This window comes from Pseudomonas sp. Van50, assembly GCF_055390755.1.
The window spans coordinates 51823-74995 of record NZ_AP024343.1 but is presented as its reverse complement, the minus strand read 5'-3'; the positions used below and the strand labels follow the sequence as shown (position 1 = coordinate 74995).

The following is a 23173-nucleotide window of genomic DNA, read 5'->3' as shown; positions in this document are numbered from 1 at the left end:
ATTCCATGGATCGCTACGTTGTAATGGGTAACCCGATCGGCCACAGCAAGTCGCCGTTGATCCATCGCCTGTTTGCCGAGCAGACCGGGCAAACCCTGGACTACAGCACGCTGCTGGCACCGCTGGAGGATTTCTCCGGTTGCGCCCGGGCATTTTTCCGCGAGGGCCGTGGGGCAAACGTCACGGTGCCGTTCAAGGAAGACGCCTTCCGCCTGGCCGACACCCTGACCGAGCGGGCCCAGCGGGCCGGGGCGGTCAATACGTTGAGCAAACTGGCCGACGGCCGCCTGTTGGGTGACAACACCGACGGCGCCGGGCTGGTCCGGGACCTGACCGTCAACGCCGGCTTCAGCCTCCAGGGCAAGCGCATCCTGTTGCTAGGGGCCGGCGGCGCGGTGCGCGGCGCGCTGGAGCCGCTGCTGGCCGAAGCGCCGGCCTCGGTGATCATCGCCAACCGCACGGTGGAAAAAGCCGAAGGGCTGGCCAAGTCGTTCGCCGACCTGGGCCCGGTCTCGGCCAGTGGCTTCGATTGGCTGCAAGAGCCGGTGGACCTGATCATCAACGCCACCTCCGCGAGCCTGTCGGGGGATGTACCGCCGATTGCCGCCAGCTTGATCGAGCCCGGCAAAACGGTCTGCTACGACATGATGTATGGCAAGGAACCGACCTCATTCTGCCGTTGGGCCAGCGAACACGGTGCGGCGGTGGCGATGGATGGCCTGGGCATGTTGGCCGAGCAGGCGGGCGAAGCGTTCTACCTGTGGCGCGGGGTACGCCCGGACACCGCGCCGGTGCTGGCCGAGTTGCGCCGCCAATTGGCGCTGTAGGAACTGCGTAGGAGCTGTCGAGTGCAACGAGGCTGCGATCTTGCCCCAGACAATTGAGTCGCACATGAAAGAAGATCGCAGCCTTCGGCAGCTCCTACAGGGTTGAATCAGTTCAATCCTCAAAATGGATCGGGCAATGCTCCGGTCCCTCCAGCTTCAACAACTCCTCCACCACCTGGGGCCTGGCCTTGCGCAAGGTCAGGCTACGCCCCTGGGCGCGTAGGCGCCGGGCTTCCTGGTGGAGCATTTCCACCCCGGAATAATCGATGAAGTTGATCTGCTGGGCATCGATGACCACCCGCTGCGCCTGCAGCCGTTGCAGGCGTACTTGCAGGTAATGGCTGGCGCCGAAAAAGATCGAGCCACCCACCCGCAGGATCTCCGCCTCCCCCTCGCGAAAGTGCTGCACCCGCGGCTGTGAGGTGCGCTTGAGGTAGAAGAACAGCGAAGCCAGTACACCGGCGTAGATGGCGGTTTGCAGTTCCAGCAGCAACGTGGCCAGGCAGGTCAGGCTCATCACCATGAATTCGGCGCGGCTTACGCGGTACAACGCCCGGATACCACGGTGGTCCACCAGCCCCCAGGCGATCAGCAGGATGCTGCCGGCCATGGCCGGAATCGGGATGTGCGCGATCAGTTTCGCCCCGGCGACCGCAAACAACGCCACCCACAAGGCCGAGAACACCCCGGCCAGGGGCGAGCAGGCCCCGGCTTCATAGCTGAGGCCGGAACGGGTGAAGGAACCGGCCGACAAGGATCCGGAGAAAAATCCGCCAACGAGGTTGGAAAGCCCCTGCGCCCTCACCTCCTGATTCGCATCGAGCAATTGCCCGGAACGTACCGACAACGAACGGGCGATGGACAAGCTGGTGACCAGCCCGAGCATGCCCACCGCGACGGCCCCGGGCAGCAAGCGCAGGATCAGTTCCAGGTCCAGCGGCAGCAGCGTCAGCGGCGGCAGGCGCCCGGCGAAGGCGCTGACCAGCGCCACATGCCCGAACATCGCCGGCCACAGCCAGACCACCAGGCTGCTGATGATTAAAGTTATCAACAGGCTCGGCCAGCGCGGCAGCAGGCGCTTGAGCACCACGCCCAGGAGCAGCGTGCCCAATCCCAGCAGCAATGACGGTTTATCCACAGCCTCGATATGGCTGACCAACATCAGCAGGCCCTTCAATGCCGTGGCTTCATTGGGCAAATCGAGGCCCAGCAGGTTCGGCAACTGCCCCAATGCGATCACCACCGCCGCCCCCAGGGTGAAACCCAGCACCACCGAGTGGGAGACGAAATTCACCAGCGCGCCGAAACGCAACAGCCCCAGCAGCCACTGGAAAATCCCCGCCAGGACTGTCAGCAGCAGGATCAAGGTGATGTAGTCCTGGCTGGCGGGCACGGCCAACGGACTGACGGTGGCGTACAAGACGATGGAGATTGCCGCCGTAGGGCCGCAGATCAGGTGCCACGACGAACCCCAGAGGCAGGCGATCAGCACCGGCACGATCGCCGCGTACAAGCCATATTCAGGCGGCAAACCGGCAATCAGGGCGTAGGCAATGGATTGCGGCAACGCGAGAATCGCGCCGCTCAGGCCGACGATCAGGTCGCGGCCGACACTGGCGCGGGTCTGTCGGGGCAGCCAGCTCAGGAACGGAAAGAGTGAATGGCGCGTGGGGATTGCCATGGGGCCTCAAGGATGGGGGAATGGGGCAAGGGTATCAGGACCGGGCACCGTTCTCCCTGTGGCGAGGGGATTTATGTGGGAGCAAAGCTTGCTCGCGAAACAGGCACCTCGGTCTCTGAAAGACCGAGTCGTCTTCATCGCGGGCAAGCCTTGCTCCCACATGGATTTCCTCTCTACAGTGCTCCGCGCCCGCAAAGCAGCGGGGCTGTCAGAGCTTGGCCTTCACCGCCGCCAACGCATCCTTGCCATCCAGGGTCTTCACGCCGTCCAGCCACTTGTCCAGCACTGCCGGGTTGGCCTTGATCCAGGCCTTGGCCGCATCGGCGTTGCTGACTTTGTTGTTCACCACCTCGGCCATGATGCTGTTCTCCATTTCCTGGGTGAAGCTCAGGTTGGTCAGCAGCTTGCCAACGTTCGGGCAGGCCTGTGCATAACCCTTGCGGGTCAAGGTGTAGACGCTGCCCGTATCGCCGAAATACTTCTCGCCGCCCTTGAGGTAGTGCATTTTCAACTGCACGTTCATCGGGTGCGGCGTCCAGCCGAGGAAGGTCACGAACTTCTGTTTCTTCACTGCCCGGGAGACTTCCGCCAGCATCGCCTGCTCGCTGGACTCCACCAGTTTCCACTCGCCCATGCCGAAGTCATTGGTCTTGATGATTTCTTTCAGGGAGAGGTTGGCCGGGGCACCGGAGCCGATGCCGTAGATCTTCTTATCGAACTTGTCGGCGAATTTGTTCAGGTCGGCAAAGTTATGCACACCGGCGTCCCAGACGTAGTCCGGGACCGCCAGGGTGAACTCGGTGCCGTCGAGGTTCTTGGCCAGTTGCGTGACATCGCCAGTGGCCACGAACTTGTCATAGAAACCCTGCTGCGCCGGCATCCAGTTACCCAGGAACACATCCACCTGGCCGTCCTTGAGGCCACCGAAGGTAATCGGCACCGCAAGGGTATCGACCTTGGCCTTGTAGCCCATCCCGTCCAACAGGAAACCGGTGATGGCGTTGGTCGCGGCAATGTCGCTCCAGCCCGGATCGGCCATTTTCACGGTCTCGCAGCTTTGCTCGGCCCAGGCCGAAACACTGCTCAACGCCAACAGTCCAGCGGTGAGTACTGTGGATAACTTTTGCATGTGCGTGCCCCTTACGTTATTGGTTTTGGCAGGGTTGTGGATAACGGGCCTTGCGCTCCAGATCGTCGAGGTCGATGTGGTTACGCATGTACTGCTGGCTGGCGTCCACCAGCGGCTGGTGGTCCCAGCTCTTGAGTTTGCCCAGGGTCAGCGCCTGGGCGACAAAACGGCGGCGGCGCTGGCTGGCGAGCACCTGTTGGTGAATAGCCGGAATATCCCACTTGGCCCGCGCCTCGACGAGAAAATCGGCGAAGAGGGTTTGATGCTCGGGAGACTGGCTGAGATCTTCCAGCTCCTTGGGATCGTTGCGCACGTCGAACAGCAGGCACGGGTCATCTTCGCTGTAGATGAATTTCCACGGGCCACGACGGATCATCATCAAGGGGCTGATGGTGCCTTCGGCCATGTATTCACCGAAAACTTCGTCATGCCCGCCCTGCCCTTGCAGATGCGGCACCAGCGAACGGCCATCCAGTGGCAAGCCGGGTTCCAGGGTACCGCCGGCCAGTTCCACCAGGGTCGGCAGCAGGTCGGCGGTGGACACCGCCGCCCCCACCCGGCCGCTGGCGAACTGCCCCGGCGCGCTGATGAGCAACGGTACGCGGGCAGCCATTTCAAACCAGTGCATTTTGTACCACAGGCCTTTTTCGCCGAGCATGTCTCCATGATCGCCGGAGAAGACGATGATCGTGTCGTCCAGCAGACCGGTATCCTCCAGGGTTTGCAGCAGCTTGCCGACGTTGCTGTCAATGTAGCTGCACGCGCCGAAATAGGCGCGGCGGGCATCACGAATCTTATCCACAGGCAGTGGTTTGTCCCACAGGTCATAGACCTTCAACAGCCGCTGGGAATGTGGATCGAGGTCCGTTTGCGCCGGGGTCTGCGGCAACGGAATGTCGTTGTCGTCATACAAATCCCAGAACGCCTTGGGAATCGTGTACGGGTCGTGTGGGTGGGTCATCGATACGGTGAGGCAGAACGGCTGGTCACCGTCTTCGCGGATGTGGTCGAACAGGTACTGTTGGGCCTTGAACACCACTTCTTCATCGAAATCCAGCTGGTTGGTGCGCACGCAAGGGCCGGCCTGCAACACCGACGACATGTTGTGATACCAGCTCGGCCGCACGTCCGGCTCGTCCCAGTTCACTGCCCAGCCGTAGTCGGCCGGGTAAATGTCGCTGGTCAGGCGCTCTTCGTAGCCGTGCAGTTGGTCGGGACCGCAAAAGTGCATCTTGCCGGACAGCGCCGTGCGATAGCCGAGACGGCGCAGGTAATGGGCGTAGGTCGGCACGTCTGCAGGAAAATCCGCCGCGTTGTCGTAGGCGCCGATCTTGCTGGGCAACTGGCCGCTCACCAACGTGAAACGCGACGGCGCGCACAGCGGGCTGTTGCAATAGGCGGCGTCGAACACCACGCCCTCGGCGGCCAGGCGCGACAGGTTCGGCAGCTTGATCGGCGAAGGACCGTAGATCGGCAACATTGGCGCGGCCATTTGATCGGCCATGATGAAAAGAATGTTCTTGCGCTTCATGTATTCGCGGCATTCCATAGTAGGCAGTTATGCGACATTGCTGCGATTGAGCATGTAGCCCCCGGGTTTTGGGGTAAAGCCCATGCAGGATAATGACTAGGATAAGCACAGCTTATGTATGACGCCTTGGGTGACCTGTCCCTGGAACTGTTCCGTGCCTTTGAAGCCGCGGCCCGCCAACAAAGTTTTACGGCGGCGGCGATTGAGCTGGGCACCACGCAACCGGCCATCAGCCAGCAGATCAAGCGCCTGGAAGAGCAACTGGGTACGCGGTTGTTCGACCGGATCTACCGTGGCATCGAACTGACCGAGGCCGGGACGATCCTGTTCGAGCAAGTGCAGGCCGGTTTGCAAAGCATCGATGCCGGGCTGAGCGCGATCACCGCCCAACACCAACATGAGGTGCTGCAGGTCGCCACGGACTTCGCCTTCGCCGCTTACTGGCTGATGCCGCGCCTGCATCGCTTTCACGCCGCCAACCCCCAGGTGGACGTGAGTCTGGTGACCAGCGAACGCAATCACAACATGTTGCGGACCGATATCGACGTTGCCGTGCTGTTCGGCGACGGTCGCTTCAAACAAGGTGAAAGTCGCTGGCTGTTCAGCGAAGAAGTCTTTCCGGTGTGCAGCCCGCTGCTGCTCAAGGATCGCCCCCTGCCCTTGCCCGCCCAGGCCTTGGCGGAGTTTCCATTGCTGCACCTGCGCGCGAGCAACAGCAACAGCTGGTTCGACTGGAGTGGCGTATTCCGCGAGCTGGGCATCACATCGCCGCCCGCCCCCGGGCAATTGCGCTTCGACAACTACACGCTCCTCATCCAGGCGGCGATTGGTGGCCAAGGCGTCGCCATCGGCTGGCGACACCTTGTGGATAACTTATTGGCCCAGGGGCTGCTGTGTCGTCCGATCGCCGAAACGGTGCTGTCGCGGCTGGGGTATTACGTGGTCTTGCCCCAGCGTAAACGACGCGGTGTGTTGATCAGGCAATTCGTCGACTGGCTGATGGAAGAACAGGCCAATAGCGCCGAATCGCTCACGGGGTTGCCGTTGCCTTCGATTGCGGTTTGAGGCCGTGGCGAGCGCCATGTTTTTGGGGCTGCTTCGCAGCCCAGCGGGAGCAAGCTCCCTCGCCACGGGTGTGAATGTCGACAGCTAGTGGGCGGCCACAAAGCTGACATGCTCGCCCACATGCAGCTTCAGGTGCAGCTCATCGGCGATGCCGACCGCCACGCGGTTAAGCCGCTCCAGGGATTCGGCCAGGCCGGGTTCGAGGCTGGTGCTGACCTGACTGAAATGCTCGATGCCCAGGCCAGGCGCCGCGTAAGGGGCGTTGACCAAGGTCCATTGCAAGGTGCTGTTCTTCAGGGCGTCGAGCACTTCTTCGGCGGCATGGCGCTGCAAATCGTCGTCGGCCTGCTCTTCGTCGAGCACGGCGAAGTCGCCGATCAGGAACAACCGGGGCACGCTCACCGCCTGCATGCCGGCGATCAGGGCATCCACCGCCAGGACTTGCTCCACCGGGCCGGGAATCAAGGTGCGCTCCACTTGTTCGCTGTTCATCGGCAATCCGGGCGCGTTCAACAGGCACACCACGGCGCTGGCGCCGGCAACGCTTTGCTTGACCCGCTCCGGGTCGAAAAGATCGCCGGTCTTGGTCCGCAGGCCCGGGCGTGGAGCCAGGGCGGTAAGATCGTCGAGAATCGCAATGACCTCATGCTGGCGCCGCAGCATTTCAGCCATCAACGCACTGCCGAGGCTGCTCATGGCACCATAGAGCACCACTTTGATGACCGGGGTTTCAGCGTTTTTCATGGCTGTTTTCCTCTTTAACGCGCATGTAAAGGCTCTGACCCGCGGCAAACGGCGAGGGTTCGGCCTCTTTTCCAAGGAGTACAGATGCAGCGGATCAAGGGCTACCACGCCCACGTGTATTTCGACGCCAGCACCCTCGACCAGGCGCGGGCCCTGTGCGAGGAAGCGGCGCAGCTGTTCCCGCTGAAAATGGGCCGTGTCCATCAACGTCCGGTCGGCCCGCACCCGGACTGGAGCTGTCAGTTGGCGTTCGATCCGCAGTACATCGGCGTGGTCCTGCCGTGGCTGGCGCTGAATCGCAAGGGCCTGGTGATTTTCCTGCACCCGGAGACCGGCGATGACCTGACGGACCACACCGAGCATGCGATCTGGATGGGCGCGGTGCGGCCGTTGAATCTTTCAGCGTTTAAAGCAAGCACCTGATTGCTGTTGTGGCGAGGGAGCTTGCTCCCGCTCGGTCGCGCAGCGGCCGCAAAATCCTGGGGCCGCTTCGCAGCCCAGCGGGAGCAAGCTCCCTCGCCACACAGCAACGCAGCAACGCAGCAACGCAGCAACGCAGCAACACAGACCCGCTTGACCAACCATCAGCCATTGCAGCGGCGAAAGCTTGCTGAAAGCTAGCGCGATTAGGATCACCTCACTTCCGGCAAAAGACCGGTCGGCCAAAAGCGAGTTTTCAAGGCTCGTTCGGCCCTTTTAACAACAACAATGGTGATTCTGATGTCCGCTGCTACCCGTCCCGCTGCACCCACTCCATCCGTCCCCCTCGTGCTTTGCATTTCGCGCTGACCTGTCCGGTTCGCCTTTCATAGCCGCGCCACGCCTGGAGTATTTCCCATGCTGACTTTCCTTGGCTTCGCCATGGTCATCACGTTCATGTTCCTGATCATGACCAAGCGCCTGTCCGCGCTGATTGCCCTGATCATCATCCCGATCCTGTTCGCCCTGTTCGGTGGCTTCGCGCCGAAAATCGGCCCGATGATGCTCGAAGGCATCACCAAGCTCGCCCCGACCGGGGTGATGCTGATGTTCGCGATTCTGTATTTTGCCCTGATGATCGACTCCGGCCTGTTCGACCCGGCCGTGCGCAAGATCCTCAAGCTGGTCAAGGGCGACCCGTTGAAAGTTTCGGTCGGTACCGCCGTTCTGGCGCTCGTCGTTTCCCTCGATGGTGACGGCGCGACCACTTACATGATCTGCGTGGCCGCGATGCTGCCGCTCTACAGCCGTATCGGCATGAGCCCACGCATCATGGCCGGCCTGATCATCCTCGCCGGTGGCGTGATGAACATGACCCCGTGGGGCGGTCCGACGGCCCGGGCGGCCAGTGCGCTGCATGTGGACCCGTCCGACATCTTCGTGCCGATGATTCCCGCCATGCTGGCCGGCGTCGTGGCGATCCTGGCGATCTCCTACATGTACGGCAAACGCGAGCGCGCACGCCTGGGTGAATTGCACCTGGCGGGCGACGAGATCGACCACAGCGAAATCAGCGTGTCCCAGTTCCCGGACGCCCGTCGTCCGAAGCTGATCTGCTTCAACGGCGCGCTGACCCTGGCCCTGATGTGCACCCTGATCGCTGGCCTGTTGCCGCTGCCGGTGCTGTTCATGGTGGCCTTCAGTATCGCGATGATCGTCAACTACCCGTGCCTGCAACAGCAGAAAGACCGCGTCGCGGCGCACGCCGGCAGTGTGTTGGCGGTGGTCGGGCTGATTTTCGCCGCGGGTATCTTCACCGGCATCCTGTCCGGCACCGGCATGGTCGACGCCATGTCCAAGAGCCTGCTGGCAGTCATTCCGGAGTTCCTCGGTCCTTACCTGGCAGTCATCACTGCGCTGGTGAGCATGCCCTTCACCTTCTTCATGTCTAACGATGCATTTTATTACGGGGTGTTACCGGTTTTGGCCGAAGCCGCCAGCCACTACGGCATCACCGCCGTTGAAATGGCCCGTGCCTCCATCGTCGGCCAGCCCGTCCACCTGTTAAGCCCGCTGGTTCCGTCGACCTACCTGCTGGTAGCCTTGGCCGGGATCGAGTTCGGCGATCACCAGCGCTTCACCTTGAAGTGGGCAGTACTGGTTTGCCTGTGCATAATGTTCGCCGCCTTGCTGATGGGGATTTTTCCGCTGTTCAGCACTCTATAAAAGCAACGCTCGCTGTGCCGTGCCGATCTGACAAGAAGGCGCGGCTCGGCCTAACACTCGCTCAAAGGAACTCACATGGAATGGCTGACCAACCCGGAAATCTGGGTTGCCTTCTTTACCTTGACCGCCCTGGAAATCGTCCTGGGTATCGACAACATCATCATGATCTCGATCCTGGTCAGCCGCATGCCCAAGCACATGCAGGCGCGCACCCGGATCTTCGGCCTGGCGCTGGCCATGATCACGCGGATCCTGCTGCTGTTGTCCATCACCTGGGTCATGCGCCTGACGGCGGATTTGTTCGAAGTGTTCGGCCAGGGCATCTCCGGTCGTGACCTGATCCTGTTCTTCGGTGGCCTGTTCCTGCTGTGGAAAAGCTCCCAGGAGATGTACCACGCGCTGGAAGGCGAAGATGAAACCAACGACGAACCTTCGGGCAAGGGCGGCAACTTCATCTACACCATCATCCAGATCGCGATCATCGACATCGTGTTCTCCCTGGACTCGGTCATTACCGCGGTCGGCATGGTCTCCCATGTACCGGTGATGGTTGCCGCCATCGTCGTTGCCGTACTAGTGATGATGCTGGCTTCGGGCACCATCAGCACGTTCATCGACAAGCACCCGTCGCTGAAGATGCTGGCGCTGTCGTTCCTGCTGGTGGTCGGTACCGTGCTGATCGCCGAGTCGTTCGACGTGCACGTGCCAAAAGGCTACGTCTACTTCGCCATGGCGTTCTCCCTGGCGGTGGAAGCGGTCAACATCAAGATGCGTACCGCGATTGCACGCAAGCGCAAACAGCAGGATCCGGTGAAACTGCGCAAGGATGTTCCGGGCCAGTAATGGCATCGGGCATTTGAATGAAGGGGCTCTTTGGAGCCCCTTTTTCATGCCCAGAGAAAGGCCGGTGCGCATAACCCTGTGGGAGCGAGCTTGCTCGCGATAGCGGTCTGTCAGCCAAAGAAGATGTTGAATGTCTGGGCCCCATCGCGAGCAAGCTCGCTCCCACAGGGGCTGCGGGGTATTTTTATGACAGTTTTGTTTCAAACGATTCTTTAGCTGTGCAATGCTGGCGCCCGAACCGTTCGCCAACTACAGCTTAAATACAAGAACGAAGAATGTGGCATCGTCAATTTGTTCCTTTGGGACGCTAACAGGGGGCCTCTCATGCTGACCCTGCTGAATTTGCTCTCCGCCGTGGCCCTGCTGATCTGGGGCACGCATATCGTGCGTACCGGCATCTTGCGGGTCTACGGCTCGAACCTGCGCCATGTCATTGGCCAGAACATGTCCCGGCGCTGGCTGGCGTTTATCGCAGGGATCATGGTCACGGCCATGGTCCAGAGCAGTAACGCCACGGCCATGCTCGTCACCTCGTTCGTCGGCCAGGGCCTGATGGCGTTGACGCCGGCCCTGGCGACCATGCTGGGCGCCGATGTCGGCACCGCGCTGATGGCACGGGTGCTGACCCTCGACCTGTCGTGGCTGTCGCCGCTGCTGATTTTCCTCGGGGTGATTTTTTTCCTCTCGCGCAAACAGACCCGCGTCGGGCAAATGGGCCGGGTCGGCATCGGCCTGGGCCTGATCATCCTGGCCCTGCAATTGATCGTCGAAGCCGCCGCGCCCATCACCCACGCCCAAGGCGTGAAAGTGATCTTCGCCTCGCTGACCGGCGATATCCTGCTCGATGCGCTGGTCGGCGCGCTGTTCGCGATGATTTCCTATTCCAGCCTGGCCGCCGTGCTGCTGACCGCGACGCTGGCCGGTGCCGCGGTGATCAGCCTGCCGGTGGCCATCGGCCTGGTGATCGGCGCCAACATCGGCAGCGGCGTATTGGCGTTCCTCAGCACCAGCATGCAGAACACCGCCGGACGCCAGGTGGCGCTGGGCAGCCTGCTGTACAAGCTGATCGGGCTGTTGTTGATCATTCCGGTGCTCGATCCGCTGGTGGGCTGGCTCGACAGCCTGGATTTCAGCCCCCAGGAAACGGTGATCGGTTTTCATCTGCTCTACAACACCGTGCGGTGCCTGGTGCTGCTGCCCAGCGTTGGCCCGATGGCCAGGCTCTGTGCCTGGCTGCTGCCGGAACGGCCCGAGACCAACGGCACGGCCAAGCCCCGCCACCTGGACCCCACGGCCCTCGCCACCCCGAGCCTGGCGCTGGCGAACGCGGCCCGTGAAACCCTGCGCATCGGCGACCTGATCGAGAACATGCTCGAAGCCATGCTGGACGTGCTGCGCGGCCAGCAGACCGCGGTGACCCAGGACGTGCGGCGCATGAGCGATGACGTCGAGGCGCTGTGCAGTGCAATCAAGTTGTACATGGCGCAAATGCCCCGTGAAGACCTCAGCGAACAGGACAGCCGCCGCTGGGCGGAGATCATCGAACTGGCGATCAACCTCAAACTCGCCAGCGACCTGATCGAGCGCATGTTGCGCAAGGTCCAGCAGCAGAAGACCTCGCAGCGCCGCTCCTTTTCCGATGTGGGCCTGGAAGAGTTGGCGGGGCTGCACAGCCACTTGATCGCCAACCTGCGACTGGGGTTGTCGGTATTCCTCAGCGCCGACCGGGAAAGCGCCCGCCAGTTGCTACGTGAGAAACGTCGTTTTCGGGCGCAGGAACGGCGCATGGCCCATGCCCATGTCAGCCGCCTGCAACGCAAAGTCGTCCAAAGCCTGGAGACCAGTTCCCTGCACCTGGAGCTGATTGCCGACATGCGGCGCCTCAATTCGCTGTTTTGCGGCAGCGCCTATGTGGTGCTGGAGACGGCCGAGATCGGTGCGCTGGCGGCGGATGAAATTAGCGACATTACCCATTCGCCTTGAACAACTGGCGCATTGGTCAGTCAGTAACAATGGCCTGGGCCTGAAACCGTTCACCGGCCCGCCTGCTCCCGTTGTCATGAATACTGCATAGATTCGATAGGGGGAGCGAGCCAACTCCGGGCGCGATCCGCCGATGACGGCCTGCCCAGCACCATGGACCTCCACCCAGCCGCCAGGAAGCCCTTATGCGTTGTCTGTTGCTCGCCTTTCTTTTGCTCGGCTCTCTGCCCGTGGTTGCCCTGGACCGGTTCCAGGTCGAAGGCTATACGCTGCCCAACGGCATGCAGCTGATGCTCAAGCCCGGCACCGAGCGCGGGCATGTGGCGATCCGGCTGGTGGTCGGCGTGGGCCTGGACGACTTCAGTTGCGCCGACAAGGAACTGCCGCACCTGCTCGAACACCTGCTGTTCAGCGGCGTCGACGACAGTGGTGAAGGCGGCCTGGAAGAGCGCATGCAGGCCTTGGGTGGCGAATGGAATGCCTTCACCAGCAACGCCGACACCACGTTCGTCATCGAGGCGCCGGCGCGCAATCAACGCAAGGTGCTGGACCTGCTGCTGACGCTGTTGACCCGCACCCGTATCGACGAAAAAGCCCTGGAGGCGGCCAAGCGGGTGGTGGAACGCGAAGACGGTGGTCACTACACCCACCTGCAACGCTGGCTCGATCACCAGGACCTGGGCCACAAGGCCAGCAACCAACTGGCGGTCGAGTTGGGCCTGCGCTGCGCGGAACGGGCCGAGGTCCAGCGCCATACCCTCGCCCGCCTCGAACAAGTGCGCAAGGCCTGGTATGCGCCGAACAACATGACGCTGATCGTGGTCGGGGATCTCGACCGACTGCTGCCCGCCTACCTGGAACGCGCCTTTGGCGAACTCGAGCCGGTGGAACCCAGTGCCCACGAGGCGCTGCCGCAGATCCGTTACAAGGCAGTGACCAAGCGCAACCTGATCCGTGGCCTGGCCGGCGACAGTGCCAAGCTTCACTGGCTGTTCCCGGAACCGGTGCTGGACGAGCAGCATGACGAAACCTTCGACCTGCTCAAGGACTACCTGGATTGGGCACTTTATCGCCAACTGCGCCTGGCCCGCGGCCTGTCCTACGGGCCATGGACCGAGCGCGAAGTATTCGGCGGCGTCGGCTTCTTCAGCCTGAACGCCGACCTGTCCCGCGAAGACCTGCCCGAGGCCGAACAGGCGCTGGAAGAACTGCGCAAGACCTTGCTCAAGGATGGCCTGGACCCCGCCAGTTTCGTGCGCATCAAACGCGCGGCCATCGCCCATCAGTCCTGGGCGGTTCAAGGTAACAGCGCGCTGGCCGATTACTACTGGGGCGCCTTGGGCGATTACGAAGACGGTCGCTTCGCCAACCCGGCCGTGCGCCTGCAGGAGGTGAGCCTGGAACAGGCCAATGTGGCCCTGCGCGAACTGCTCAAGGACCCGGGTTACCTGCGCATCGAGAAGCCGTTGCTCAGTGATGATGAGCTCGTCTGGGGGCTGGGCGGCTTGCTGGGGCTGCTGCTGCTCGGCTTGGTGATGTGGCAGGTACGCCGGCGGGCCCGACCGAAAGAAGACTGAAAGAGCGCATCGCGCCCATCGCGGGCAAGCCTTGCTCCCACAGGTTGGGGGAGTCTTCTGTGGGAGTCTTCCGTGGGAGCAAAGCTTGCTCGCGAAAACAGGCCCCTCGATTTCTGAAAGACCGTATCGCGTCCATCATGGGCAAGCCTTGCTCCCACAGAAAAATCCCTCAGCACAAGAGTGCTCGTCACATCGATGCCCTGGCGATACTCTGTCAGGGATATTTCCTACGACTTACTGTGAAACTACCGAATGCAAAACCTGACGGTCTATATCCAGCGCATCCTTGAATTGATGAAGCGCTATCCAGGGGTCATTGCGCTCGGTGGTTTCATCTCCGGGGTCGGCAGTTTCATGCTGGTGGACCGCCAGCAGGGCCTGGCGACCTGGATCGCCATCATGATGCTGGTGAGCTGGCTCTGGCTGATGGTCGAGAACAGCATGACCCGGCTGTTCACGCGGATTTTCAAACGGGAGATCCCCCAGCCGCTGTTGCGCTACGCCACGCAGATGATTCACCAGGAAAGCCTGTTTTTCGTCCTGCCGTTTTTCTTCATCACCACCACCTGGAACAGCAGCCAACTGATTTTCACCGGCCTGCTGACGGTCGCGGCGCTGATCTCGATCACCGATCCGCTGTACTACAAATGGCTGGCGCCACGGCGCTGGGCGTTCCTGGCGTTGCACACGCTGACCCTGTTCGCCGCCCTGCTCACCGCGTTGCCGGTCATCCTGCACCTGACCACCGACCAGAGCTTCAAGCTGGCCCTGGGCATTGCCATGCTGCTGTCGTTCCCCAGCCTGGCTTCGATCTTTCCGATCCGCACCGTGCGCAACGCCCTGGCCATTCTGTGTATCACCGTCGGGATTGGTGCCGCCGGCTGGGTGCTGCGCTCCTGGGTGCCGCCAGCGACATTGTGGATGACCGAGGTGGCGATCAGCACCCAACTGGAAGACCGCACCCCCGGGGCCAGCCTCAAGGAAGTCAGCGCCGCCCAGATTCGCGGCAACGGCCTGTACGCCTACACCGCGATCAACGCGCCACGTGGGCTCGACGAGCGGATCTATCACGTCTGGCAGTTCAACGGTAAGGAAGTGGATCGTATCGCCCTGGACATCCATGGCGGGCGCAAGGAAGGCTATCGCGCCTGGACGCACAAACAGAATTTCCCGGACGACCCGACCGGCAAATGGCAGGTGCGGGTGCTGACGGAAAATGGCCAGATGATCGGTGTGCTGCGTTTCAACGTGAGCGCCGCTGCACCCGAAGCAAAATGATGGCGATTGTGCTATCAGGTAGCGCTGTTCAAGCCGAACGAGCATGGAGCTTATGACCCCCAGCCCCCACATGGGCAGTGCCCGACTCGACACGTCCGGCTCGCCGGCGCAGCTGTGGATCAGCGGCGACTGGACGCTGGCCCATTACCCACAGCTCAAGCGCCTGGGCGAATCGCTGCGCGGCCGGTACGACGAAAACACCCGGGTCGACCTCAACGGCCTCGGTGCCCTCGACACCGCCGGGGCCTCGTTACTGGTGGAACTGCTGGGCTCCGAACGGCTGGGCAAGACCACCGAACACCCGGACTGCAGTTTGCCGGCAGCCGAGCGCGCGTTGTTGCAGACGGTGTACTGCTCGCTGACGGATTTCTGCGTACCGGACAAAGAACCGAAAGTCAGCGTCGTGACCCAGTTGCTGACGCGCATCGGCCGCGCCGTGGAGAAGGTCTGGCAGGACACCCTGCAATTGCTCGGTTTTGTCGGCCTGATCCTGGAAACCCTGGCCCGCGGGCTGTTTCATCCGCGGCGCTGGCGCATCACGCCAATGGTCGTGCACATCGAGCAGACCGGCCTGGACGCGGCGCCCATCGTGGCTTTGCTGACGTTCCTGGTGGGCGCGGTGGTGGCCTTTCTCGGGGCGACGGTGCTGGCGGATTTCGGCGCCAGTATCTTTACCGTGGACTTGGTGGCGTTCTCGTTCCTGCGGGAATTCGGCGTGTTGCTGACGGCGATTCTCATGGCGGGCCGCACTGCCAGCGCTTTCACCGCGCAGATCGGCTCGATGAAGGCCAACGAAGAAATCGACGCGATCCGCACCCTTGGCCTCGACCCCGTCGAGCTGCTGGTGGTGCCGCGGGTGCTTGCCCTGCTGGTGGCGCTGCCCATGCTGACGTTCGTGGCCATGCTCTCGGGCATCATTGGCGGCGGTGTCGTGTGTGCGCTGTCGCTGGGCATTTCCCCGGCCATGTTCCTGTCACTGCTGCAATCGGACATTGGCGTGCAGCACTTCGTGGTGGGGATGGTCAAGGCGCCGATCTTTGCCTTCCTGATCGCTGCCGTGGGCTGCCTGGAAGGCTTCAAGGTCAGCGGCAGCGCCGAATCGGTCGGGGCCCACACCACCTCCAGCGTGGTGCAGTCGATTTTCGTGGTGATTGTGCTGGATGCCGTGGCCGCGCTGTTTTTCATGGAGATGAGCTGGTGAGTCGACCTTCCAGGACGCCCGCCGAGGCGGTGATTCAGGTGCGTGGCCTGTGCAACCGCTTTGGCCGCCAGAGCGTGCATGAAAACCTCGACCTGGACGTCTACAAGGGCGAGATCCTCGCCGTGGTGGGTGGCTCCGGCAGTGGCAAGTCGGTGCTGCTGCGCAGCATCGTCGGCCTGAACCAGCCCAGCGAGGGTTCAGTGCGGGTGTTCGGCCAGGACTTGCCGAGCCTGTCCCAGGAGCAGCGTTCGCGGGTGGAACGGCGCTTTGGCGTGCTGTTCCAGAAAGGCGCGCTGTTTTCATCCCTGACCGTGACAGAAAACGTCGCCCTGCCCCTGATCGAGCACGCCGGCCTCAGTCGGGCCGATGCCGAACACCTGGCGGCGGTGAAACTCGCCCTGGCCGGGCTGCCGCTCTCGGCCGCGGACAAGTACCCCGCCTCGCTGTCCGGCGGCATGATCAAGCGCGCCGCCCTCGCCCGTGCGCTGGCCCTGGACCCGGACATCCTGTTTCTCGACGAACCTACCGCCGGCCTCGACCCCATCGGCGCGGCGGCGTTCGACCAGTTGATCCTGACGCTGCGCGACGCCCTGGGCCTGAGCGTATTCCTGGTCACCCATGACCTGGACACCCTCTACACCATCACCGACCGGGTGGCAGTGCTGGCGCAGAAAAAAGTGCTGGTGGCCGATGTCATCGACAAGGTGTCGGAAACCGACGACGCCTGGATTCATGAATACTTTCATGGCCCTCGCGGCCGCGCGGCTTTATCCGCCGCTACACAGTCCAACGAGGTTTGACATGGAAACCCGAGCCCATCATGTGCTGATCGGCCTGTTCACCGTCATTGTGGTGGTCAGCGCCCTGCTGTTCGGCCTCTGGCTGGCCAAGTCCAGCGTGGACAGCGAGTTCAAGGATTACGAAGTGGTGTTCAACGAGGCCGTCAGCGGCTTGTCCAGGGGCAGCTCGGTGGAATACAGCGGCATCAAGGTCGGCGACGTGGTGAACCTGCGCCTGGACCCGAACGACCCGCGTCGGGTGCTGGCGCGGGTGCGCTTGAGCGGTGAGACCCCGATCAAGCAAGACACCCAGGCCAAGCTGGCGCTGACCGGCATCACCGGCACCTCGATCATCCAGCTCAGCGGCGGCACGCCCCAGAGCCCGCCATTGACCGGGCACGACGGCGAACCGCCGGTGATCATCGCCGCGCCCTCGCCGATCGCCCGCCTGTTGAACAACAGCGATGACGTGATGACCAGCATCAACCTGCTGCTGCACAACGCCAATGAAGTGTTTTCCTCGGACAACGTCCAGCGCCTGAGCAATACCCTCGATCATCTGGAGCAAACCACCGGGGTCATCGCCGATCAGCGTGGCGATATTCGCCAGGCCATGCAGCAATTGGCGGCCGTCGGCAAACAGGCCAGCGCCACGCTGGAACAGACCACGGCGTTGATGCGCAATGCCAATGGGCTACTCAACGACCAGGGCAAACAGGCCTTCGGCAGTGCCGGCCAGGCCATGGATTCTCTGGCCCGCAGCACCGCGACCCTCGACAAACTGCTGAACGACAACCGCGATTCGCTGAACAACGGCATGCAGGGCCTCAATGCCCTGGCGCCAGCCGTGCGCGAGCTGCGCGAAACCCTGAGTGCCCTGCGCGGTATATCCCGACGCCTGGATGCCAACCCCAGCGGCTATTTGCTGGGCAATGACAAGGACAAGGAATTCACGCCATGAAACCGTTCCATCGATTCGTCTGTCCGGGCCTGGTGCTGGCGGGGTTTATCCTGTTGGCCGGTTGTTCGATCCTGCCCAAGGCCGAGCCTTCGGACATCTATCGCCTGCCCGCCGCCCAGGCACCGGCCTCCGCCGGCACGCCGGTGAGCTGGTCGTTGCGCCTGGCCAGCCCGCAGGCCAGCGAAGTGCTCAACAGCCCGAAAATCGCGGTCATTCCCCAAGGCAACCTGTTCAGCAGCTACGCCGCCTCGCGCTGGAGCGACCCTGCCCCGGTATTGGTGCGCAACCGCTTGCTCGACGGCTTTGCCCAGGACGGGCGGGTCCGGCTGTTGAGTGTCGCTGACAGCAACCTGCAAGCCGACCTGGAGCTGGGCGGGCAATTGCAGGCGTTCCAGACCGAGTACCAGGGCAGCGCCGCCAGCGTGGTGGTCCGCCTGGACGCGTTGCTGGTGCGAGGGTTCGACCAGCGCATCCTGGCCAGCCGCCGTTTCGAAGTGCGCCAGCCATTGAACGATGTGAAGGTGCCGGCGGTGGTGGACGGCTTCGGCCGGGCCAGTGACCGGCTGACCGCCGAGGTGGTGAACTGGACGTTGGAGCAGGGCCAGCGTTTCGCAACGCCGGCCCCCTGACGCCTCAGCCAAAGAACCAGTAGCAGACCCCGATCGCCGACAGGACGCCCGCCAGTTCGGCCAACAGCGCGCAACCCACGGCGTGGCGCGCCCGCTGGATGCCGACGGCGCCGAAGTACACCGCCAGCACGTAGAACGTGGTCTCGGTGCTGCCCTGGATAGTCGCCGCCACCAGGGCCGGAAAGCTGTCCACGCCGGAAGTCTTCATGGTCTCGATCAGCATCGCCCGGGCGGCGCTGCCAGAGAACGGCTTGACCATGGCGGTCGGCAAGGCATCGACGAACCGCGTATCCCAGCCGGCCCATTGCACCAGGTGGCGGATGCCGTCCAGGCCGAAATCCAGCGCCCCCGACGCTCGCAGCACGCCGACGGCGCAAAGCATCGCCACCAGGTACGGCAACAGGTTCTTGGCAACGTCGAACCCTTCTTTCGCGCCTTCGATGAAGGCCTCGTACACCTTGACCTTGCGCAGCGCGCCTACCACCAGAAACATAATGATCAGGCCGAACAGGGTCAGATTGCCGAGGATCGATGACAACCCCGCCAGGGCCGTGGCCGAGAGCGTCGCCAGCAACGCCATGAAGCCGCCCAGCAGCAACGCCCCCGGGATCAGATAGGCCAGCACCACCGGGTCCCAGAGGCGCAGGCGCTGCATGAATGCCACGGACAACAACCCCATCAGGGTCGAGCCGCTGGTGGCGATCAGGATTGGCAGGAACACCAGGGTCGGGTCCGGCGCGCCTTGCTGGGCGCGGTACATGAAGATGGTCACCGGCAGCAGCGTCAACGACGAGGCGTTGAGCACCAGGAACAGAATCTGCGCATTGCTGGCGATGGTCGGGCTGGGGTTGAGGTCTTGCAGGGCACGCATGGCCTTGAGGCCGATGGGGGTGGCCGCGTTGTCCAGCCCCAGGCCGTTGGCGGCGAAGTTGAGGGTGATCAGGCCGATCGCCGGATGGCCGGCCGGCACTTCCGGCATCAAGCGCAAGAACAGCGGGCCGAGGGCCTTGGCCAGCCAGTCGACGATGCCGGCCTTTTCGGCGATGCGCAGGAAGCCCAGCCAAAGGGTCAGGGTGCCGAACAGCAGGACCATGACCTCCACCGACAGCTTGGCCATGGCGAAAATACTTTCCACCATGGCCGCGAAGATCCCGGCGTTGCCACCGATCAGCCACTGCGCCAGCGCCGACACGGCTGCCACAATAAAGAAGCCAAGCCACAGGCCATTGAGCATCGGTTAAATCCCCCGGAAGATGCCGCGAATGATAGCGGGGCTGGCAGAAACGACAAACCCCGGATTTCTCCGGGGTTTGCTTGGCACTGCGCAGGGACTGACAGAAGTCCTATGGCAGATCCTGTGGGAGCCGGGGTTGTTCAGAATCTTTGCGCCTGACAAAAATTCCTGTGGGAGCCGAGCTTGCTCGCGATAGCGTCGGATCAGTCAGCATTGATGTTGGCTGACACACCGCAATCGCGAGCAAGCTCGGCTCCCACAATGGCCGGGGTTGTTCAGGCACTTGGCTGCTGGCCCAAACTCCCACAATGGATCTCAATGGCTGGAAGGTTCCCCCGCCGGCAGCGGCTCCTTGCTGCGCCAGTGCGGCAGGGAGTTCCAGTAGCGCTGGCCCTTGGCATCGTCGTACATGCCTTCCCAACGGGCGATGACCAGCACGGCCAGGGCGTTGCCGATGACGTTCAGCGCGGTACGGGCCATGTCCATGATGCGGTCGACACCGGCGATGAAGGCCAGGCCTTCCAGGGGAATGCCCACGCTGCCCAGGGTGGCCAGCAGCACCACGAACGACACGCCCGGTACGCCGGCGATGCCTTTGGAGGTGACCATCAGGGTCAGCACCAGCAGCAATTGCTGGCTGATGGACAGGTCGATGCCGTACAACTGGGCAATGAAGATCGCCGCGATGCTCTGGTACAGCGTCGAACCGTCGAGGTTGAACGAATAACCGGTGGGCACCACGAAACTGCAAATGGCCTTCGGCGCGCCGTAGGCTTCCATCTTCTCGATCACCCGCGGCAACACGGTTTCGGAGCTGGCGGTGGAGTAGGCCAGCACCAGCTCATCCTTGAAGATGCGCATCAGCTTGAGCACCGAGAAGCCGAACAGACGGGCGATCAGACCCAGCACCACGAAGGCGAAGAAGGCGATAGCGACATAAACCAGGATCACCAGTTTCGCCAGCGGCAGCAGGGATGCGAAGCCGAAGTTGGCGACCGTCACCGCGATCAGGGCGAACACACCGATTGGCGCGTATTGCATGATCATGTGGGTGACCTTGAACATGCTTTCCGACACGCCCTGGAACATCTTCACCAGCGGTTCGCGCAGGTCCGATTGCAGGCTGGACAGACCCAGGCCGAACAATACGGAGAAGAAGATGATCGGCAGCATCTCGCCGCGGGCGACCGCTGCGAAGATATTCGACGGGATCAGGTTGAGAATGGTCTCGATGAACGCATGCTCATGCTGGACTTCAGCGGCGGTGGCCTGGTACTTGGAAATGTCCACCGTGCCCAGGGTGCTCATGTCGATGCCGCTGCCCGGCTGGAAGAAGTTGGCCAATAGCAGGCCGACGACGATGGCGATGGTGGTGACGATTTCAAAGTAAAGGATGGTCTTGAGGCCGATACGCCCGAGCTTCTTGGCATCACCGACCCCGGCAATGCCGACGATCAGCGAGGAAATCACGATCGGGATCACGATCATCTTGATCAGACGGATAAAGATGTCGCCCGCCGGTTGCAGCACATTGCTGATCCACCAGGCCTTTTCGGCACTGAAATGGTTGAGCAGCGCGCCCAATGCAATCCCGAGCACCAGACCGATGAGGATCTGCCAGGCGAGGCTTAGTCGTGCCTTCTTCATATCGTTACCCTTACTTCAGTTGGACTCGGGCAGTGGCACGAACGGCTCGTCGATGACGAAAAACGTTCGCGCCACTGCCCCCGTATAAGGTCACCCCGAGCGCATTAGCGGCTTACTGGCAGGCGAAAAAAGGCGCAACTATTGCGATGCCAGGGGGGCTCGTCTAATGCCGTAAACGCCTACCCCATGCCGAATCGGCATGAGAATTTCCAAACGAAACCCGCATTACAAGCGGTTCGAATGCGACATTTTTGCAGGCATAAGTGCCGTGAACCGGCCATTTCAGCGTAGCTGGGCTTTTTCTTCCAAGCGTGAGGATTCGATGAAACGGCAACGGGTCGAGACGCGATCCACGAGAGAAATCGTCTCGCTATTCTCCGATATACGGTCAGGGAAAGGGTAATAAATTGGCGAGAGGAGACAAAATGCCGCATCGCGGCCTGCTTGCGACGCCAGAATCGAGCAACCGCTCTGGCCCACGCAGGGTGCGACACGAAGCTCTACGCAAGTTCGCCAAGCCGGGAGGGCTTTGCGAACTTGCGTCACAGCTTTTTACCTGACCCGGCCCTTTCGCAGGCACCCCTTGTGCCCGTAGGTCACTCCGACGCACATCCGCCAGCACGTCCCAGCCCCTTGGTCATGCACTGGCCCTCCTCGGGCTGTGCAACAGGAAAAAACAGGGCTGCTTTTTCCATTTCAGAATCAGTACCAGTTCGGATCTTTCTTGAGTTGTTCCATTAACAGTTTTTGCATACCGTCATCGGGATTACCGAGAAAACGGTAGTCGGCATGACGGGTCGGCGACTTGTCGGCCGGCAGTCCGGCAGGGACTTCCACCAACATGGCGTAGGCCTCGTCCTTGTCGAAACTGAAGGCAACGATCAGGCGCTTGCTGCGACACGTGGCCTGGGTTTCACACAGCGGTCCCACCAAGTACTTGTCGCCGTCCTCCTCGACAGCATTCATCTGTTCCGAATCGCCTGACAGGTTCATCACCCATTCGGGCAGGCGTTCTTCTTTTTTGACGACATGCTGCCAAGTCTCACGGTATTGCGGGTCCGCCTCCAGCAACTGGTTGGCGCGCATCTGTCCGTCATTGGCAGCCATTGCCACGGCACTGCCGCCCAACAACAGGGCGGCGGCCAGTCCTTTGAATGAAACGCTCATGGTCAGCCTCGGCCACGACGGCCAAAGAAGAAGGAAGCGATGAACATCACCAGGAACACGACAAAGAGAATCTTGGCGATGCCCGTGGCGGTGCCTGCGATACCACCGAAGCCCAGTACGGCGGCGATGATGGCAATGATCAGGAAGGTAATTGCCCAGCTCAACATGGTGATTCTCCTTACGCTTTTCTATTTAGTGAGGGTCTCGCGGTGATGGTTCCGGCACAGTGGACGACCGGTACATCGGGTTAAAACACCCAGCGCTCTTCACGCGGCATGTCGGTCACTGGCTGAGCCTGATCGACATCCATCATGCGCATGGAAGCGGAAGCTTCTGCGACGCTGACGGCGGTGAAATGGGTTTGTGGGGCACGGGAAATGGAGACCTGTGGCGCCTCTGGCTGTTGACGTTCGTGCCAAAGCAGCCATTGCTGGCCGATCACGAGCGTGACCAGCAATGCCAGGGCAGCCCATAAGCCCTGCTGGATGTTCAAGGAAGAGAGTCGAAACTGCGCGGCACATTGACGATTCATCCTGAAATTCCTCCCACCCGGGTGTGGTGATCTGGTTGAGGCGCTCTTACGCCACGTTGAGCAGAGCATTGCAGCCGGCGTGCCAGGATTTTTTAAGAGCTAAATCCCTTTAAAATCAAATAGTTAATAAATGATTGCGAGACATGGGGAACGCATCCTGCACGATGGCCCATGCGCACGTCGTGCGTATTGCACGAATGGAAGGGAAAAGGCGTAAGGT

Annotated in this window: 21 protein-coding genes; 12 read left to right on the top strand and 9 right to left on the bottom strand. The window is 62.0% G+C overall.

Features of this window, described 5'->3' with window-relative positions:
• Nucleotides 1-5 precede the first annotated feature (5 nt).
• Nucleotides 6-827 (top strand): shikimate dehydrogenase, encoded by an 822-nt coding sequence (aroE, locus tag ACZ5M5_RS00330; protein WP_464738419.1) that lies wholly within the window; start codon nucleotides 6-8, stop codon nucleotides 825-827.
• Between the two features lie 112 nt (nucleotides 828-939).
• Here the strand turns inward: aroE and ACZ5M5_RS00325 are convergent, their stop codons facing one another.
• The 3 genes from ACZ5M5_RS00325 to betC all read right to left on the bottom strand — a co-directional run bounded on the left by ACZ5M5_RS00325 (nucleotide 940) and on the right by betC (nucleotide 5168).
• Entirely contained in the window at nucleotides 940-2508 is a 1569-nt protein-coding gene (locus ACZ5M5_RS00325) for a SulP family inorganic anion transporter (protein ID WP_464738418.1), read from the bottom strand.
• Between the two features lie 208 nt (nucleotides 2509-2716).
• Entirely contained in the window at nucleotides 2717-3637 is a 921-nt protein-coding gene (gene choX / locus ACZ5M5_RS00320) for a choline ABC transporter substrate-binding protein (RefSeq protein WP_092167778.1), read from the bottom strand.
• Between the two features lie 16 nt (nucleotides 3638-3653).
• A complete protein-coding gene (gene betC, locus ACZ5M5_RS00315; protein WP_103308608.1) occupies nucleotides 3654-5168 on the bottom strand; it encodes a choline-sulfatase in 1515 nt (504 codons plus the stop codon).
• 114 nt (nucleotides 5169-5282) lie between these two features.
• On the opposite strand from betC, the gene ACZ5M5_RS00310 reads away from it, so the two are divergent.
• The gene (locus tag ACZ5M5_RS00310; protein ID WP_103308609.1) at nucleotides 5283-6233 is read left to right on the top strand and encodes a choline sulfate utilization transcriptional regulator; all 951 of its coding nucleotides are present in this window, start codon (nucleotides 5283-5285) and stop codon (nucleotides 6231-6233) included.
• Nucleotides 6234-6317: 84 nt separating this feature from the next.
• Here ACZ5M5_RS00310 and ACZ5M5_RS00305 read toward each other — a convergent pair whose 3' ends face one another.
• Nucleotides 6318-6977, bottom strand: a complete 660-nt coding sequence (locus ACZ5M5_RS00305) for an NAD(P)-dependent oxidoreductase (protein WP_103308610.1) — start codon at nucleotides 6975-6977, stop codon at nucleotides 6318-6320.
• 84 nt (nucleotides 6978-7061) lie between these two features.
• On the opposite strand from ACZ5M5_RS00305, the gene ACZ5M5_RS00300 reads away from it, so the two are divergent.
• The 10 genes from ACZ5M5_RS00300 to ACZ5M5_RS00255 all read left to right on the top strand — a co-directional run bounded on the left by ACZ5M5_RS00300 (nucleotide 7062) and on the right by ACZ5M5_RS00255 (nucleotide 18373).
• Nucleotides 7062-7400, top strand: coding sequence for a DOPA 4,5-dioxygenase family protein (locus ACZ5M5_RS00300; RefSeq protein ID WP_060739861.1), 339 nt, complete (start codon nucleotides 7062-7064; stop codon nucleotides 7398-7400).
• Nucleotides 7401-7814: 414 nt separating this feature from the next.
• Nucleotides 7815-9122, top strand: coding sequence for a CitMHS family transporter (locus ACZ5M5_RS00295; RefSeq protein WP_464738417.1), 1308 nt, complete (start codon nucleotides 7815-7817; stop codon nucleotides 9120-9122).
• Between the two features lie 75 nt (nucleotides 9123-9197).
• The gene (locus ACZ5M5_RS00290) at nucleotides 9198-9965 is read left to right on the top strand and encodes a TerC family protein (RefSeq protein ID WP_060739863.1); all 768 of its coding nucleotides are present in this window, start codon (nucleotides 9198-9200) and stop codon (nucleotides 9963-9965) included.
• A 324-nt stretch (nucleotides 9966-10289) separates the two neighbouring features.
• Nucleotides 10290-11948: a Na/Pi cotransporter family protein gene (locus ACZ5M5_RS00285; RefSeq protein ID WP_207283869.1), complete on the top strand. Its 1659-nt coding sequence runs from the start codon at nucleotides 10290-10292 to the stop codon at nucleotides 11946-11948.
• A gap of 185 nt (nucleotides 11949-12133) precedes the next feature.
• On the top strand, nucleotides 12134-13525 hold the full coding sequence (locus ACZ5M5_RS00280) for a M16 family metallopeptidase (RefSeq protein ID WP_464738416.1): 1392 nt from the start codon (nucleotides 12134-12136) through the stop codon (nucleotides 13523-13525).
• Nucleotides 13526-13777: 252 nt separating this feature from the next.
• Nucleotides 13778-14803, top strand: coding sequence for a DUF5924 family protein (locus tag ACZ5M5_RS00275; RefSeq protein ID WP_464738415.1), 1026 nt, complete (start codon nucleotides 13778-13780; stop codon nucleotides 14801-14803).
• Between the two features lie 52 nt (nucleotides 14804-14855).
• Nucleotides 14856-16004 (top strand): ABC transporter permease, encoded by a 1149-nt coding sequence (locus tag ACZ5M5_RS00270; protein ID WP_103308615.1) that lies wholly within the window; start codon nucleotides 14856-14858, stop codon nucleotides 16002-16004.
• Nucleotides 16001-16804, top strand: a complete 804-nt coding sequence (locus ACZ5M5_RS00265) for an ABC transporter ATP-binding protein (RefSeq protein WP_060739868.1) — start codon at nucleotides 16001-16003, stop codon at nucleotides 16802-16804. The genes ACZ5M5_RS00270 and ACZ5M5_RS00265 overlap by 4 nt, the downstream gene beginning before the upstream one ends.
• A 1-nt stretch (nucleotide 16805) precedes the next feature.
• The gene (locus tag ACZ5M5_RS00260) at nucleotides 16806-17744 is read left to right on the top strand and encodes an MlaD family protein (RefSeq protein WP_092167824.1); all 939 of its coding nucleotides are present in this window, start codon (nucleotides 16806-16808) and stop codon (nucleotides 17742-17744) included.
• A complete protein-coding gene (locus ACZ5M5_RS00255; RefSeq protein WP_060739870.1) occupies nucleotides 17741-18373 on the top strand; it encodes an ABC-type transport auxiliary lipoprotein family protein in 633 nt (210 codons plus the stop codon). The genes ACZ5M5_RS00260 and ACZ5M5_RS00255 overlap by 4 nt, the downstream gene beginning before the upstream one ends.
• 4 nt (nucleotides 18374-18377) lie before the next feature.
• On the opposite strand, the gene ACZ5M5_RS00250 is transcribed toward ACZ5M5_RS00255, so the two are convergent.
• The 5 genes from ACZ5M5_RS00250 to ACZ5M5_RS00230 form a co-directional block, all read right to left on the bottom strand.
• Nucleotides 18378-19607 carry a nucleoside recognition domain-containing protein gene (locus ACZ5M5_RS00250; protein WP_060739871.1) on the bottom strand — a complete coding sequence of 410 codons (1230 nt, stop codon included), beginning with the start codon at nucleotides 19605-19607 and terminating at the stop codon, nucleotides 18378-18380.
• A gap of 315 nt (nucleotides 19608-19922) precedes the next feature.
• Nucleotides 19923-21254 carry a glutamate/aspartate:proton symporter GltP gene (gene gltP, locus ACZ5M5_RS00245; protein WP_060739872.1) on the bottom strand — a complete coding sequence of 444 codons (1332 nt, stop codon included), beginning with the start codon at nucleotides 21252-21254 and terminating at the stop codon, nucleotides 19923-19925.
• A gap of 702 nt (nucleotides 21255-21956) precedes the next feature.
• Entirely contained in the window at nucleotides 21957-22421 is a 465-nt protein-coding gene (locus tag ACZ5M5_RS00240; RefSeq protein ID WP_103308617.1) for an inhibitor of vertebrate lysozyme family protein, read from the bottom strand.
• 2 nt (nucleotides 22422-22423) lie between these two features.
• Nucleotides 22424-22588, bottom strand: coding sequence for a DUF1328 domain-containing protein (locus ACZ5M5_RS00235; RefSeq protein ID WP_003177151.1), 165 nt, complete (start codon nucleotides 22586-22588; stop codon nucleotides 22424-22426).
• A gap of 80 nt (nucleotides 22589-22668) precedes the next feature.
• On the bottom strand, nucleotides 22669-22953 hold the full coding sequence (locus tag ACZ5M5_RS00230; protein WP_060739874.1) for a hypothetical protein: 285 nt from the start codon (nucleotides 22951-22953) through the stop codon (nucleotides 22669-22671).
• Nucleotides 22954-23173: the final 220 nt, after the last annotated feature.

What these genes read in the sequence shown, in the direction of transcription:
- aroE (WP_464738419.1), top strand. Translation starts at nt 6, where the DNA reads ATGGATCGCTACGTTGTAATGGGTAACCCGATCGGCCACAGCAAGTCG.
- gltP (WP_060739872.1), bottom strand. Translation starts at nt 21,254, where the DNA reads ATGAAGAAGGCACGACTAAGCCTCGCCTGGCAGATCCTCATCGGTCTG.
- ACZ5M5_RS00250 (WP_060739871.1), bottom strand. Translation starts at nt 19,607, where the DNA reads ATGCTCAATGGCCTGTGGCTTGGCTTCTTTATTGTGGCAGCCGTGTCG.
- ACZ5M5_RS00300 (WP_060739861.1), top strand. Translation starts at nt 7,062, where the DNA reads ATGCAGCGGATCAAGGGCTACCACGCCCACGTGTATTTCGACGCCAGC.
- ACZ5M5_RS00295 (WP_464738417.1), top strand. Translation starts at nt 7,815, where the DNA reads ATGCTGACTTTCCTTGGCTTCGCCATGGTCATCACGTTCATGTTCCTG.
- ACZ5M5_RS00310 (WP_103308609.1), top strand. Translation starts at nt 5,283, where the DNA reads ATGTATGACGCCTTGGGTGACCTGTCCCTGGAACTGTTCCGTGCCTTT.
- ACZ5M5_RS00325 (WP_464738418.1), bottom strand. Translation starts at nt 2,508, where the DNA reads ATGGCAATCCCCACGCGCCATTCACTCTTTCCGTTCCTGAGCTGGCTG.
- ACZ5M5_RS00305 (WP_103308610.1), bottom strand. Translation starts at nt 6,977, where the DNA reads ATGAAAAACGCTGAAACCCCGGTCATCAAAGTGGTGCTCTATGGTGCC.
- ACZ5M5_RS00260 (WP_092167824.1), top strand. Translation starts at nt 16,806, where the DNA reads ATGGAAACCCGAGCCCATCATGTGCTGATCGGCCTGTTCACCGTCATT.
- ACZ5M5_RS00285 (WP_207283869.1), top strand. Translation starts at nt 10,290, where the DNA reads ATGCTGACCCTGCTGAATTTGCTCTCCGCCGTGGCCCTGCTGATCTGG.
- ACZ5M5_RS00280 (WP_464738416.1), top strand. Translation starts at nt 12,134, where the DNA reads ATGCGTTGTCTGTTGCTCGCCTTTCTTTTGCTCGGCTCTCTGCCCGTG.
- ACZ5M5_RS00290 (WP_060739863.1), top strand. Translation starts at nt 9,198, where the DNA reads ATGGAATGGCTGACCAACCCGGAAATCTGGGTTGCCTTCTTTACCTTG.
- betC (WP_103308608.1), bottom strand. Translation starts at nt 5,168, where the DNA reads ATGAAGCGCAAGAACATTCTTTTCATCATGGCCGATCAAATGGCCGCG.
- ACZ5M5_RS00255 (WP_060739870.1), top strand. Translation starts at nt 17,741, where the DNA reads ATGAAACCGTTCCATCGATTCGTCTGTCCGGGCCTGGTGCTGGCGGGG.
- ACZ5M5_RS00275 (WP_464738415.1), top strand. Translation starts at nt 13,778, where the DNA reads ATGCAAAACCTGACGGTCTATATCCAGCGCATCCTTGAATTGATGAAG.
- choX (WP_092167778.1), bottom strand. Translation starts at nt 3,637, where the DNA reads ATGCAAAAGTTATCCACAGTACTCACCGCTGGACTGTTGGCGTTGAGC.
- ACZ5M5_RS00240 (WP_103308617.1), bottom strand. Translation starts at nt 22,421, where the DNA reads ATGAGCGTTTCATTCAAAGGACTGGCCGCCGCCCTGTTGTTGGGCGGC.
- ACZ5M5_RS00270 (WP_103308615.1), top strand. Translation starts at nt 14,856, where the DNA reads ATGACCCCCAGCCCCCACATGGGCAGTGCCCGACTCGACACGTCCGGC.
- ACZ5M5_RS00230 (WP_060739874.1), bottom strand. Translation starts at nt 22,953, where the DNA reads ATGAATCGTCAATGTGCCGCGCAGTTTCGACTCTCTTCCTTGAACATC.
- ACZ5M5_RS00235 (WP_003177151.1), bottom strand. Translation starts at nt 22,588, where the DNA reads ATGTTGAGCTGGGCAATTACCTTCCTGATCATTGCCATCATCGCCGCC.